We start from the raw sequence: 13896 nt of genomic DNA on the forward strand, positions 1-13896 counted from the left end.
ATTTCCTCTAACTGGTAATTTGACCCCATCCCATAGCCGGTAAAGCTACAGCTTGCCCTACTTTGCCACTAGAAACCCGTTTGATCGAAGCAGAAAGCCAGACAAACAGCTCACGAAAATCTAAGCCATTTAGCATAACTGGTGGACGTTCAGGTGGGGAAATTTGTTTGAGGATATTCATATCAGCACCTTTTACACCAACTGCAAAAAATGACAGTCGGCTTTGTGCTTCTGCTTCTCTCAATCTTTGCGCGGCTGACTGCCAGGAGTCTGATGGCGCTCCGTCTGTAATCAAAAACACCCAAGGGCGATAATAGAGAATACCGTTATCTTTATAAGTCTGTTTCCGGTTCTCTAGAAAATCCAAAGCATACTCAATCGCCGCACCCATTGGGGTAAAATGATTTGCTTTCAATATAGGCGGTGTAAATTGGTCAATCGTCACAAAGTCTTGCGTGAGTTTAACTATGGGGCCAAATGTGATCATGGCCACTTCCACACTCAGCGATGCTTGGGAATCTTTTAGTACATCTTCTTTGAAAGCAGCAAGTCCTCGATTTAACTCTTGGATAGGCTGACCTGACATAGAACCAGAAGTATCGAGTAAGAGAATTACAGGGCAACGATTTTCTGGATTTTCAACGAATTCAGGCAATCCTACAGACATTCGATGCTCCTAAATTGAATCAACTGGTCTGAGAGATCAATCATTTATATTGTCAGCTTTAAAAAAGACTTTTACAGTAGTATTTATACGTATAAATACTATTGCCTATTTGCCTGATTTAAGCTGAGTTTGACGGCTTATGTGGTGTTGCCTAACGATCTGAATCGAAAGACCTCTAAGAAGGTTTTACTACGCAAAACCGCCCCTCTCCGACGGGCGAGAGGGACAGACTTGAACTTTAGTTCGAGTCAGGGAGAGGTTTATCGAACTTAGGTTAATTTAAAGCGTTTGTGCTTGTCATCTAATAAAGCTTTTTAAAGCTATCCGTCTGATTACAATCTTCCGCATCCTGCAACCTTAGCTAAACCTGAGTATTCTTTCCTTCTCTGGCAGACACGACGCGATGGTGCAAAGCACCCGCCAGAGGCGATGTCTACGACGGGCTATGCCTACGCAAAACTACATAATTCGGTAAAATTGGGTAAAGCAATTTTTGCGCTTGTTAAACAAAGGCATCAGCAAACCCATGCAACTGAAACTCAGTGCATCTCGATTTCCCTTCGCCCCCTTTTTGTTAATTGCTCCCTTTTTCCTATGGGGAACGGCAATGGTAGCCATGAAAGGAGTGATACCCCACACCACACCGCTATTCATGGCGGGAGTGCGTCTGATACCAGCGGGGATGTTAATTTTGATTGCAGCAGCATTCATGGGTAAACCCCAGCCCAAAGGTTGGGCTGCATGGCTGTGGATTGGATTATTTGCCCTGATAGATGGGACGCTGTTTCAAGGCTTTTTGGCAGAAGGATTAGTCAGAACCAGTGCGGGGTTAGGGTCTGTGATGATTGACTCCCAACCCTTGGCTGTTGCCTTGCTATCGTTGTGGCTATTCCAGGAACATATTGGTTTTTGGGGATGGCTGGGACTAGGACTAGGAGTCACAGGCATTAGTTTAATTGGTTTACCTAATGAGTGGATTTTACATTTTCTCGACTCAGGCGCAAATATCACAATTGGGAACTGGCAAGATTTGTTTGCCCGTGGCGAGTGGTTGATGCTGTTAGCAGCGCTATCAATGGCAGTGGGAACAGTGTTGATTCGGTTTGTGTGCCGACATGCTGACCCAGTAAGCGCCACGGGATGGCACATGATTTTGGGTGGATTGCCACTATGGGGAGTTTCATCAGTTGTCGAATCCCAGCAGTGGGAGAATCTAGGAGCATCTGATTTAGTGGCTTTGGGTTATGCTACCGTATTTGGCAGTGCGATCGCCTACGGGTTATTCTTCTACTTTGCTTCTAGTAGCAGTCTCACCAGTCTTAGTTCCCTCACCTTCCTCACACCCGTCTTTGCCCTACTATTCGGCAATCTTTTTCTCTCAGAAGTCCTCAGTCCGTTGCAGTGGGTCGGTGTTTTCCTGACTTTAATCAGCATCTATCTGATTAACCAACGTGATACTTTAGCAGCGCAAACCGACACAGTTACTGTCGGCGAAAAAGCTAATATACAGCAACCAGTTTTAGAAGCATCTGCTAAAAAATTAAACCCCATAACTTTAGCAATCAGAGAATCTGAACCCGAAATTTTGCCCTAACTCGTTAAAATAATTCGTAATTCCTAATGACGCTCTCTACGAGACGCTAAAAGCGAACGAATACTCGCTCTAAGCGTTGACCAACGGCTACGCTCAGGACAAGCTCAGTAAGTAAGTCGGTGCAATAAAACCAAACTGTGTGAAGAAAAGTAAATAAGGCTCAAACTTTTTCTCCTCCTGCCCCCTGCCCCCAGCAATAACTGCCTTATCCCAACAATAATTATTCACGCCGACCTACTTAACAAGTGCCCAATGGCCAATACCCAATGAAAAATAAGAGTTAACATTTGGTCATCTAGAAGTTATTGTGGGATCGATGATTTCAAAAGCACGTTCAGGCTGAAACTTGCAATATGAGGCTACGCCCTTCCTCAATTTTGATATTTACCTGTTTTTCTTGCCTGGGTTTTTACCCAAATCACGCAAGTACAGCCACACCTAACCTAGCACCTGCAATTTCAGAACTTGCACAAGCTAGTTCGACAGTTACTGCTAGTCCGGCTGTTTTGAGATATGGTAGTCCAAAATCAGATGTGCAGATACTACAAACCCAATTAAAGGAGTTGGGATACTACAATGGCGTGGTAGATGGAGAGTACAGCGCCAGTACGGAAATGGCTGTAGCTAAATTCCAGAAAGCAAAGGGTTTAGAAGTAGATGGGATTACGGGTCTGGCGACTAGGGGGAGACTGCAAGCAGCTTTAGTTGCCAAAAATCAGATTGTCACCTCTCCATTTGTTGTCTCTCCTGCTACGACTTCCAAACCAACTGCAAAACCCAAGCCAATCGAGAGAGGTTTTGTCTGGTGGTTACTATTTGCCATCGGAGTTCTAGGAAGTATTGGCGCACTTGTTTACCTGCTGAGGTGGTTTCGTCAGGTACAACAAGTGCAAAAGTCGGAAATATCAAATACTAAAAGTTTGAGTGAAGCTAAGAAAGACCCGATGACACCACCCTCACCAGAGACTGTAACTAGTCCACAAACAGCTACGCCACCATTCGCCACACAATTACTGCTACCGGAAAAAACTTCCCGGCTTGCTAAACTCAATATCATTGACGAATTAATTCAAGACTTACGCAGTCCTGACCCAACGAAGCGACACAAGGCTATTTGGGATTTGGGTCAGCAGGGAGATTCGCGGGCAATTCAGCCTATGGTTGACCTGATGATTGATGCCGATTCTCAAGAAAGCAGCTTAATTTTGGCAGCTTTGGCAGAAATTGGCATCCGCGCACTCAAACCGATGAACCGTGCTCTAGCAACTTCAATCCAAGATGAAAGTCCACAAGTGCGGCAAAATGCGATCCGTGACCTGACGCGCGTTTATGACATGATGAGTCAAACCAGTCAGATGTTGCTCCATGCGCTGGAAGACCCAGATCCCGAAGTGCAAGCAACAGCACGATATGCTTTAACTCAAATCAATCGAATGCGTGGCTTGCCAGAACAACAAAGTCTACCAGAAGATTCATACAACGATTCGCGAGAATAGAGCAACTTCGCTTTTTGGTCAGCCTAAAAATATTTCAATTGGATTTGGATATAAGTGTTTGGGCCTGCGACCACAAATGCTGCTTCGCTAAATTTGGGCGCTCTTGTGCGAATTTCTGGGTTGCAGGAAAATCCAAAGCCTTCGCTTGGTATACCAAGTCCATTACTATTGAGAGTGCCGTCATTATTTTGATCGTGGAAGATAGCAACAGCATAACTACCTGCTTTCAAGTTCTCAAAGGTAATGGTTAAGGGAGTGTTAGTAATCTTGCTACACTGCTTTTGTAAGCCGCGATCGCGATCGCTAGGAAATCCTTCACTGCTTGTAAATATACTGGCACAGACTTGTCCTTCTTTATTCTTCAAGCCATCAATTTCCACGGTGAGTTTGCCGTTAAAATTTGCCTTAGCAGTAAATGACCATGCCAGATTTCCCAGAACTGCCAATAGCAGCATACTAGCTCTCAATCCTTTAACCATAAAATTGTCACAAGCTAAAATAAGTTTTGTTGAAATTAAGTTTTCACTTTGATTCAGATCACGCAGATTCATACTGACATTATTCGGTCAATACTCGCAAGCATCCTGCCATATTTCGTCTTTAGATTTATCTTGTATACGCAGTAGTCAGTCATCCCGTTCCCAGGTTCTCATAGCCATCTACTGGAATTTCAAACCCTACCTGCTTTGGGCCTTTCAGATTCTATCCTCCTAGTTTTAAAGCTGGGTCTATTAAATCATACAAAAACCAGCGTTCATGAAAAACACTAAAAAGGCAGCGATCGCAACCCACAGGGTGTCAAGAGCAACTTTGAGTTCTGCTATCCTCTAAAAGGATAAATTTGACTGATTGTCTATTTACTCAAAAAAATGTATTAATGTATTGCATAATACATTTTTGCGTCTGTTATGGCGTATATCTCTTAATGCAACAAATAAAGCAACTATATCCTTTAAACATAATCCAGAAGCTACCATCGGCTAAAAGAACCGATAGATTGCCCGCAGTCTCCACCATCTAACCTTGTTGATAAAAGTGACGGGCTGTAGAGATAAACTCAAGACAGGAGTCAACATAATTCCTAATTCATCTCTGCGAAAAAATTTTGTATTAGACATCTCCGGAAAAGAATGTAAAGACGCGAAATTTCGCGTCTCTACAAGGGTTCTGGATAACGCATATTTAATTTTTGGAGATGTCTAGAACCCGTTGGCCTTGGTCTTTGCCAGGAGAAGGGTACGAAGTGTTCGCGGTAGCATAGCTTGCTTCGACCTAGAAGTACGTTGTACTCGCAATTACATATCGTAAATGATTAGGCGGATATGAGAGGCGATCGCGATCTTAATTGATCAGACGTACCAGTTGAGCAAAGAGGCTCTGCCTCCTGGCTTATCGTTAGACATCGCTTTGGTCATTGAGCATCAATCAGTCAGGGAAACATCTATTGAAACTCCCATACAAGCTTATAACCTGAGTTAAATAGAATCGTAGTGGTAAACAAGGCTAACAAACCTAATTTCCTAAAATAAACCGAGTTTAGAGTACCTGTAATATGGGAGACTTGGCAATATTCCCTATAAATCAGATTCAAGATGATTAACACAATTTCGGACATCGCAGTCAAGACCATCAACGGTGAGGATAAGCAATTAAACGACTATATTGGCAAGGTACTCTTAATTGTGAATGTGGCTTCCTACTGCGGTTATACTTCTCAATATGAGGAGCTAGAAAAGTTGAACCAGAAGTATGGGGAAGCAGGGTTACGTATTTTGGGGTTTCCCTGTAACGATTTTGGAGCGCAGGAACCAGGAAGCAATGAAGATATTTCGCAATTCTGCACGAGTAAATATGATGTTACCTTTGAACTATTCGATAAAGTTCATGCTAAAGGCTCACAGCAGCATCCACTTTATCAGCGACTTACCAAAGCCGTTAAGCCAACCGGAACTGTTGCTTGGAACTTTGAAAAATTTATAGTTAATAAACAAGGTGAAGTGATCGCTCGATTTAATAGTAGTATCCAGCCCAATTCACCAGAGATAATTGCCATAATTGAGAAAGAATTAGCAAAATAGTCATTAGGTAAAACTTTCTGTCTTATTAACTATTGACTGTTAACTCTGGACTGTTAAATTTATTTCTGTCCAGTCCCTTAATTGAGAATATTATCTCGATCATTAGTTTAACTTATTTGTATCTAATTTGTCATGAACGTTGCAATTATTGGTTGTGGTTATGTTGGTTATAAAGTTGCTCAATATTGGCAGCAGAAGAGGGATTTTGTGATCAGTGTAACCACAACTTCCCCTGAGCGTGTCCCTGCACTACAATCAGTATCCCAAAGAGTTGTAGTTACCTGCGGAAATGACCTAGATAGTCTAAAATCAGTTTTGCACAATCAAGATGTTGTACTTTTGAGTGTTGGTGCAAAAGGTGCGGAAGTTTACGAAGAAACTTATCTACAAACTGCTCAAACTTTAGTTTCATGCTTGCAGCAGATTAAGAGTGTAAAACAATTGATATATACAGGAAGTTATGCAGTGTATGGTGACAGAAATGGTGTATGGGTAGATGAAGAAACACCGGTTGCACCCGCTAATTTAAATACACAAATTCTCCGAAAAACAGAGGATGTGTTGCTATCAGCATCTAACGAAAATCTCCGCGTTTGTATCTTCCGCTTAGGAGGGATTTATGGGACTGACAGAGAACTGGTGAAAATATTTAACAGATATTCTGGTGCAACCCGTCCTGGCAATGGCGAGGATATCACAAATTGGATTCATTTAGATGATATTGTTAGTGCGATAGAATTTGCCCGTCACCGTCGTTTGCAAGGGATTTACAATCTAGTCGATGATGCACATTTTACCAGCCGAGACTTGCTAGAGTGCCTATTTGAAAAACATAATTTACCCAAAGTTAAATGGGATACTTCTATCAAGAGTACTCGCCCATATAATGCTTGGGTATCGAATGAAAAGCTCAAAGAGGCTGGATACCAGTTAATTCATCCACAAATAATTTTTTAGCAATTATTAAAAACTGGGAATTATGCAACCATCAGCTATAGCTAACACAACCAATTTGACAGCATCTCCTAGCCAGTTTTACAGTTGGCAGAATTATCGTTGCGCCTACGAAGTTCATCAACCAATTAATACAACATCTGAGGGTATTCCCTTACTGTTAATTCATCCTATTGGCGTCGGATTGTCGCGGCAATTTTGGCAGCGATTTTGTCGCGAATGGTATAATACAGGTCAGCGTAATTTAATTTACAACCCTGATTTATTAGGATGTGGCGAAAGTGATATGCCTCGTGTGGCTTACACTCCTAGGGATTGGGCGGAACAGTTGCAGTACTTTTTACAAACAGTAGTGCAAAAACCTGTCATTGTAGTAGTACAAGGTGCTTTATTACCAGTTGCGTTGGCTTTGCCCGCCGCAGGCATCGCATTAGTCCAAAAGGAATCAAACTTAATTGCCAGACTTGTACTCTCTGGGCCTCCAGCGTGGGCTTTGATGACAAATAAATCACCAGAATGGCAGCAAAAAGTCCTTTGGAACCTGTTAGATTCGCCTTTTGGGAGTGCTTTTTATCGCTATGCACGCACTCCAAAGTTTTTACATTCTTTCTCGACTCGTCAACTTTTTGCTTCTGAAAATGCTGTGGATGCAGAGTGGTTGAAGACATTGGTTGCAGGAGCAGAAAATCCTGCTAATCGCTATGCAGTATTTTCTTTTTTAGCAGGATTTTGGCGACAGGATTATACTAGTTTTATCGCCTCTATTGGGCAACCAACATTAGCGGTTGTGGGGGAAACTGCATCGAGTATTAGTCAAGACAATAGAAAAGAAACGCCAGATGAACGCTTGGCTCACTACCTCGCTTGTTTACCTCAAGGTCGAGGTATAAAAATAAATGGGCGCAATGTTTTACCATATGAGTCAACCGCTGAATTTGTTGGAGCGATCGCTCCATTTATTAATGAAGTTTCTTAGCTGATTGATAGTTACATCATACTCGTCTTCCTATGATAGGTTATGACTGGAATTGATTACTAAAGGCAAGCAAAATTATGTTCTCCAATCGCCAAGGACAAGAAGTACCCAATGTCACTTTCCATACTCGTGTGGATAACCAGTGGGTGGATGTGACAACCGATAAATTGTTTGCTAATAAGACAGTGGTTGTCTTCTCCTTACCGGGTGCTTATACTCCGACTTGTTCATCAACTCATCTCCCTGGTTACAACGAGTTGGCTAAGGTTTTCAAAGAAAATGGTGTCGATGATATTATCTGTGTTTCTGTCAATGATGCCTTTGTGATGAATGAATGGGCAAAGGATCAAGAAGCAGAAAATATCACACTAATTCCCGATGGAAATGGTGAATTTACTGAAGGCATGGGGATGCTGGTAGATAAATCAGACTTGGGGTTTGGGAAGCGATCGTGGCGCTATTCTATGCTGGTGAAAGATGGCGTAATCAACAACATGTTTATTGAGCCAGAGGAGCCAGGAGATCCCTTTAAGGTGTCCGATGCTGAGACAATGCTCAGATACATCAATCCCCAAGCAGTGAAGCCCGAAGTAGTTTCCCTATTTACGAAAGTCGGTTGTCCCTTCTGTGCCCGTGCTAAGGCGATGCTCAAGGAACATGGTATTAACTACGAAGAAATTACCTTGGGTAAGGATATCACTACACGGTCGTTAAAAGCCGTTACGGGTGCGACAACAGTTCCCCAAGTGTTTATCGATGGTAAATTAATTGGTGGTTCTGAGGCGCTAGAAGCCTACTTCGCTGCTAAATAGGTTTCAGTTGGGGTATACAGCTGTCACCTGTGTCAACTTCAGGTTGTTATGAAAAAAGGCGGCGATCGCCCTTAAATGGGTCAAGCGCCGCCACTCTTATGTTTTAAGTTAATGTGATATATAAGGCTAGATTTAGGGTGTACTAATGTGGATGTGATCCCTTAAATTGGTGGTAGAAGTTGTTAGCATTCTGAGCATTATGAAGCGCATTTGCACTATGGTTAATATTTTTACAATAACTTCATTATCTGCTTTTGTATTTGCTAGCGCCACTACTTTATTGCTAGTGCAGACAGTCACAGCTAAACCTGTACAGACAAAAAAGCAAGTCAATCAAGCAAGACCATTGAACTCAGAGTACGAATATACCCTGCAAATAATAGCTTACTAGCAAGCCGCTTGATTACGATTGAAGGTGCGCTCAAAAAGTCTAGTAATATGCAAATAGCAGAAGCAAAACTTACAATATATGAGGAATTCGCAGCCCAAACAGGAATGTACAAATCATCGATTTCTACCAACCGCATGGTGTGGATAGTGACTGGTTTTGTCAAGGGTTAGTTGAGAATGTCTAAAGGTAGAAGTGTCTGCACTGATAACGCCAAAATTGTGGAATTAATCGATGCAGAAACTGGCTATTCATTTGGTAGAAGTATTTACTGCCCTCCAAACAATCAGATAAATTTTATGCCGTAAATTTGACGCAGAAGCAGAGAGCAAAATTTAATTAAGGTATACGCTGATTAGTTAGTCTGCGAGATTGCTATAGTTATCTTTTTTATTCAAGATTCCAGTAATTTGTAATCAGTGAAGTCGTTAATCAGCCTTTTTTATTTAGATATGGAAAAAGTGAAAAAAGCCAATAAAGAGAGTCAGTCGCCTGTTTATTTTCTCAGAAACCTGTTGATTGCCCGTTGGCGATCGCTCTTACTCCTGTTGATAGGAGTTTATTTACCTTTACAGGTATTTGAAATCCTGACAGTGAAGATATGGCAGAATCAAGCTGGCTTACCGTGGGATGTACCTATTTTGTTAGCAGTTCATTCTACAGCAAACCCACAGTTAGATGTTTTAGCAGTGACGCTAGCTATAATTGGATTGCCTTGGACGGCAATACCGATTTTGGGTGCGATCGCACTAATATTACTACTTCAAAAACGCTGGCGATCGCTAGCTTATTTACTCACCGCCTCACTGGGAAGTGTGATTATCAACCGCACAGCAAAGGAATTAATGCATCGAGTCCGTCCACAGTTGTGGCAGTCGATTGCGCCTGAGTCGAGTTTTGCATTTCCCAGTGCTCATGCCATGACGAGTGTAACACTGGTAGCAATTTTGCTATCCTTAAGTTGGGCTAGCCCTTGGCGCTGGTTGTTTCTGATATTCGGCAGCTTATATGTAATCGCTATTGGATGGTGTCGTCTCTATTTGGGGGTTCACTTTCCCAGTGACATTCTTGCGGGTTGGATGGTTGCATTAGCTTGGACAATTGGTGTCAGTCTAATTATCACACCATATAGAACTAAAGCCAAATCTCTAGATGGCGATGGCTACGCCAACGTCTTTGACGAACGCCCTGAGGATGAAACTACCTTACTTCCTGAAGAAAGAGAGTTGATAACTGAGGAGTGATATTATGTTCGCTTAAAGACTTAATATTTAGGGTGACGCATAGACACGCAGACACGAAGAGATTTTAATGATAAACGATATGAAAGCTTGTTGCCGTGTCCATAACTAATAAGATAGATTTATATATACAAATTCTGGACACAAAATCAGGTTCATTTCTCCTCTTGATCAATAGGGGGGATAGCGAAACGAATCGGAAATCTGTACTACCACAGTCAGTGAGTGTCACAAATAATTTCACTGTTTTGGCGATCAGATTGAACCACCCTAAAGTGAGCAATTGGAATTAAGGATCGATTTATATGCGCTTGCCAATCACAATTAATGCCATTTTACTGGTGTCTTTGGGTTTGAATGCACCTGTTATGTCTCAACCTCCTATACAGGTAGCGCAAACACCAGCGTTTACTAGTTTCACCTTTGAAGAATTTAAGATTAATTACCGATTATGGAAACGGCAAAGAATCCCTAACTATCGCTATGAATTCACTAGAAGTTGCAATTGTTTACCCAAAGCCACGGAACTAGTGATTATTGAAGTACGGAACGGTGTCACAACTTCTATCACTTCTAAAGAGACTGGTAAACCAGTAGATGCACAATTGTTTCAAAAATACAATACAATTACTAAACTCTTTAATATCATTAGAAATGCGCTGATTCGGAAAGCGGCAAATCTGACTGTACAATATGCTCCGAGAATCGGCTACCCAACTCAAATTAATATTGATTATGATAGTCGAATAACTGATGATGAAATATTCTTCACAATTAAGAATCTGCAACAAATAAAATAAATATAGCTAACGAGGCATTCATATAATAGAGAGTTCTGCGTATTATTAGTAATATTTTCAAAGGTTAAGAGAGAAATTTAAGCTTTTCCCCTTAACCAAAAGTATTCAGATGCACCCAGAAATCAATTTGTCAGACCCATTACGATCCTTGTATAAGTTCATTGATTGAACCTATGCTTTGTTTAATTTGTTCTGTCAGAGAAGTTATTAATAAATCAAGGGTTTCGGCTGAAAGATTAAGTAATCCCAAAGCATATAATAGGCTCGAAATACCAATAAATAGAGCCAAAAATCTCCCAAAACAACCGGGATTAATTTCAATAAAACCTAATTTAGATTGCCCGATGACAGCAATCGTTATAAAAACAATTCCTGCTATTAAAAATGTGCTATTTGGAGTTAAATCTGTCATTTTGTTATGAAGATGCCTCAGTATTTTTATTTTAGCTATTATTAGTTCAAATTTCTACACAGACTATATGTAAAAACATAAAAATTTTGCTACCACTCACCCCACCCTAAGGAGGCTCTAGCTATTCCAGTATCGGTGTTGGATCTCATCGCGTGCTATGATTTAGAAAGATATATTCTAATTTTGAAACCTATTAAACGAATTTGGATAGGTAATGGGTATACATTAGAGGCTTTGTTCCGTAAGCTAAAAAGCCAGTGATTAAAACCCACGCCCACCAGAGATATGGTTTTTAGGCATATTGAGGATGCGATCGTGGTCAGATTGGTGTTGACAAACTCTTCAAAACCGTTTCGTTCAGTTGGCGAATAGTTTCTACTGGATTCTTGAACATCCTATCGTACTTCCTCAGCTTTAACGGGTGTGCTGATCAAAAGAACAACCGCACTTGTCAACAACAGGCTTTAAAAAAATTTATCTAACTTTATTTATCCCCTCACACTCAATAAAATTGCTTAGTCACACCAAAACATCAATGATTAACAAGCGCGATCGCTATTTTGCTCTATAGCGATCGCGTTTGTGTTATTGACAAGAATTGATGCTATTCGTCCTGACCACAACTAGTCCTACCACCACCACAATAAGTAGGCCACCAAGGATTGAATTTCGCCTTATCTTCCGCATCATTGCTCATGTTTATCATCGTTTGAAAGCTCGATTTTTCATCTCCATAGCGAAAGTGACTATGGATTGGTTCACCTTCAGGAGCTTGCAAACTCAGATACTTGAACTGGTACCATCATTTTGTTCCGTCTTATCAGATCCTATTGGTTCATTTTCATTGGACAAGCAATCATAGCGACCACCAAGCAGGAGTTTCAGGTTATCACTAAAGGCAATTTGATTCTGAAGGTAGACTCCGTATGATTGAGTCTTGGTCGTACCAGCAAAATTTAATGAATCAAATTCGGGTCTTGGAATATTGTAATTTGGGTTGAGGATATCGAGATCGGGCAAATTATTAATACTAGGGGAAAAGTATGCAAAATCCGTGAAAAAGTGGTTTAAATCAAAGCCCACTAAAAGTTGGTGTGAAATCGATCCAGTATTAAATTTCCCCAGCACGTCGATTTGTCCAAAATAGTTTTCAAGTTTGATGTCACCCTCATAAGCGGAATAGCCTGTTAGGAAGCGATCGTCCACTATTCCGCTAGGAAGAGCTTCATTTCGGGTATTACTATTAAGAACTACAGCAACATTATTCCGAAACTGCCAGTTGTCGCTAAATTTATGCTTTAGCGTGTAGCCAAATTTTTGCGTCGTAATATCGCTCAAGTAGAAATCAGGATAGGTGGCGTAGAAGCTCTTAGGTGGCAAGCTACCATCGCTCAAGAGCGGAACAAAACTTCTAGGAGGATTTGCAAAGAAGTGAGTGTATTCATAGTACAGATTCAGGCTTGTCCGATCGCCAAAGTTGACTGTGATTGAGGGTGCAACAGTGGTCAGTTCGGTGTTAACAAACTCTTGAAAACCGTTTGCACCCTGATAGCTGGCGATCAAGCGGTAAAGCACAGTTTTATCGGCAGTCAAGGGACCAGAAAAATCAATCAAAGGCTGATAAAAGCCATAATTTCCTGCCTCAAATTCGAGCTTGTAATAGGGTTCACTCAAGGGTTGTTTGGTGACAATGTTGACAATTCCACCAGGCTCTAGAGCACCAAAGAGAACCGAGGCGGGTCCTTTGAGAACTTCCACTTGCTCAATGGTTCCAACTGGTTCCAAGAGGTTGTCAAAAGAAGCGCTGCCTTCTGAAAAGCCATTGCGTAAATTTGTTTCCGAAGCAAATCCTCTGATGGATCTGCCTCCGCCAGTCGCACCGTTCAAGTCTCCACTATTTGAAACGCCACTGACCGTTTCCACTGACTCGTTTAAAGTTCTCACATTACGATCTTCCAGCACCTGCCGGGGTACAACTTGAATCGATTGGGGAATGTCCCGTAGCGGGGTGTCAGTTTTTGTCGCTGTTGTCGCATTTGGTACGTTATAGCCATCCTGCTCACCCGTCACCACCAATTCAATCGGCTCATCCTGCTGCGCTGCTGGTTCCTCTTGGGGTGTTTCACTAGCAGGCGTTTGCGGTTGCTGCGGTGGCTGTGTCGCCGTTGCAGCAGATGCTATCCCAAAAACCAGCCCCACATTATCATCAAATAACTCAACCGTGGGCATAGCTGCAACACCTACCACCGTCACCCGTACAGTATTTGCATCAACATTCGTTACTGTTATTTCAGCAATTTCCGCAAGCGGTTTTTCCGAACGAAATGTGAAAGCTTCACCCGACGGTAAACGCAATTGCCCGCCAGATACATCTGCAATAAAATTGCTGCCAGCACTGCGATTTGTGACTTGCAGTTGACTACCTTGAGGTGTCTCTAAAATTATCAGTGCTATAAGAAAGCTGTTTTGGTCGCTAGC

At 41.7% G+C, this 13896-nt stretch carries 15 protein-coding genes; 10 read left to right on the forward strand and 5 right to left on the reverse strand.

Features of this window, described 5'->3' with window-relative positions; all coding sequences use genetic code 11:
• Positions 1–7: 7 nt before the first annotated feature.
• Positions 8–667 (reverse strand): vWA domain-containing protein, encoded by a 660-nt coding sequence (locus tag V7K85_RS01880; RefSeq protein WP_334810972.1) that lies wholly within the window; start codon positions 665–667, stop codon positions 8–10.
• Between the two features lie 526 nt (positions 668–1193).
• On the opposite strand from V7K85_RS01880, the gene V7K85_RS01885 reads away from it, so the two are divergent.
• Both V7K85_RS01885 and V7K85_RS01890 read left to right on the forward strand, forming a co-directional pair.
• Positions 1194–2261: a DMT family transporter gene (locus tag V7K85_RS01885; protein WP_334810973.1), complete on the forward strand. Its 1068-nt coding sequence runs from the start codon at positions 1194–1196 to the stop codon at positions 2259–2261.
• A 353-nt stretch (positions 2262–2614) separates the two neighbouring features.
• Complete coding sequence (locus tag V7K85_RS01890; RefSeq protein ID WP_334810974.1) at positions 2615–3757, forward strand: peptidoglycan-binding protein; 1143 nt, start codon at positions 2615–2617, stop codon at positions 3755–3757.
• Between the two features lie 23 nt (positions 3758–3780).
• Here V7K85_RS01890 and V7K85_RS01895 read toward each other — a convergent pair whose 3' ends face one another.
• Positions 3781–4236, reverse strand: a complete 456-nt coding sequence (locus V7K85_RS01895) for a DUF2141 domain-containing protein (RefSeq protein WP_334810975.1) — start codon at positions 4234–4236, stop codon at positions 3781–3783.
• 1113 nt (positions 4237–5349) lie between these two features.
• Here V7K85_RS01895 and V7K85_RS01905 point away from each other — a divergent pair.
• The 8 genes from V7K85_RS01905 to V7K85_RS01940 all read left to right on the forward strand — a co-directional run bounded on the left by V7K85_RS01905 (position 5350) and on the right by V7K85_RS01940 (position 11006).
• Entirely contained in the window at positions 5350–5835 is a 486-nt protein-coding gene (locus tag V7K85_RS01905; protein WP_334810976.1) for a glutathione peroxidase, read from the forward strand.
• 132 nt (positions 5836–5967) lie between these two features.
• Positions 5968–6792, forward strand: coding sequence for an SDR family oxidoreductase (locus V7K85_RS01910; RefSeq protein WP_334810977.1), 825 nt, complete (start codon positions 5968–5970; stop codon positions 6790–6792).
• Between the two features lie 22 nt (positions 6793–6814).
• Entirely contained in the window at positions 6815–7765 is a 951-nt protein-coding gene (locus V7K85_RS01915; RefSeq protein WP_334810978.1) for an alpha/beta fold hydrolase, read from the forward strand.
• Positions 7766–7842: 77 nt separating this feature from the next.
• On the forward strand, positions 7843–8577 hold the full coding sequence (locus V7K85_RS01920; RefSeq protein WP_334810979.1) for a redoxin family protein: 735 nt from the start codon (positions 7843–7845) through the stop codon (positions 8575–8577).
• 217 nt (positions 8578–8794) lie between these two features.
• On the forward strand, positions 8795–8968 hold the full coding sequence (locus V7K85_RS01925) for a hypothetical protein (protein ID WP_334810980.1): 174 nt from the start codon (positions 8795–8797) through the stop codon (positions 8966–8968).
• 8 nt (positions 8969–8976) lie between these two features.
• On the forward strand, positions 8977–9138 hold the full coding sequence (locus V7K85_RS01930; protein ID WP_334810981.1) for a hypothetical protein: 162 nt from the start codon (positions 8977–8979) through the stop codon (positions 9136–9138).
• Positions 9139–9417: 279 nt separating this feature from the next.
• The gene (locus V7K85_RS01935; RefSeq protein WP_334810982.1) at positions 9418–10209 is read left to right on the forward strand and encodes a phosphatase PAP2 family protein; all 792 of its coding nucleotides are present in this window, start codon (positions 9418–9420) and stop codon (positions 10207–10209) included.
• A gap of 302 nt (positions 10210–10511) precedes the next feature.
• Positions 10512–11006, forward strand: coding sequence for a DUF6174 domain-containing protein (locus V7K85_RS01940; protein ID WP_334810983.1), 495 nt, complete (start codon positions 10512–10514; stop codon positions 11004–11006).
• Between the two features lie 139 nt (positions 11007–11145).
• Here V7K85_RS01940 and V7K85_RS01945 read toward each other — a convergent pair whose 3' ends face one another.
• From V7K85_RS01945 to V7K85_RS01955, 3 genes are all read right to left on the reverse strand, one after another.
• Entirely contained in the window at positions 11146–11418 is a 273-nt protein-coding gene (locus V7K85_RS01945) for a hypothetical protein (protein ID WP_334810984.1), read from the reverse strand.
• 604 nt (positions 11419–12022) lie between these two features.
• Entirely contained in the window at positions 12023–12196 is a 174-nt protein-coding gene (locus V7K85_RS01950; RefSeq protein ID WP_334810985.1) for a hypothetical protein, read from the reverse strand.
• 2 nt (positions 12197–12198) lie between these two features.
• Complete coding sequence (locus V7K85_RS01955; protein WP_334811087.1) at positions 12199–13872, reverse strand: TonB-dependent receptor domain-containing protein; 1674 nt, start codon at positions 13870–13872, stop codon at positions 12199–12201.
• Positions 13873–13896: the final 24 nt, after the last annotated feature.

Origin of the sequence: Nostoc sp. (genome assembly GCF_036917615.1) — a bacterium.
GTDB lineage: Bacteria > Cyanobacteriota > Cyanobacteriia > Cyanobacteriales > Nostocaceae > Nostoc.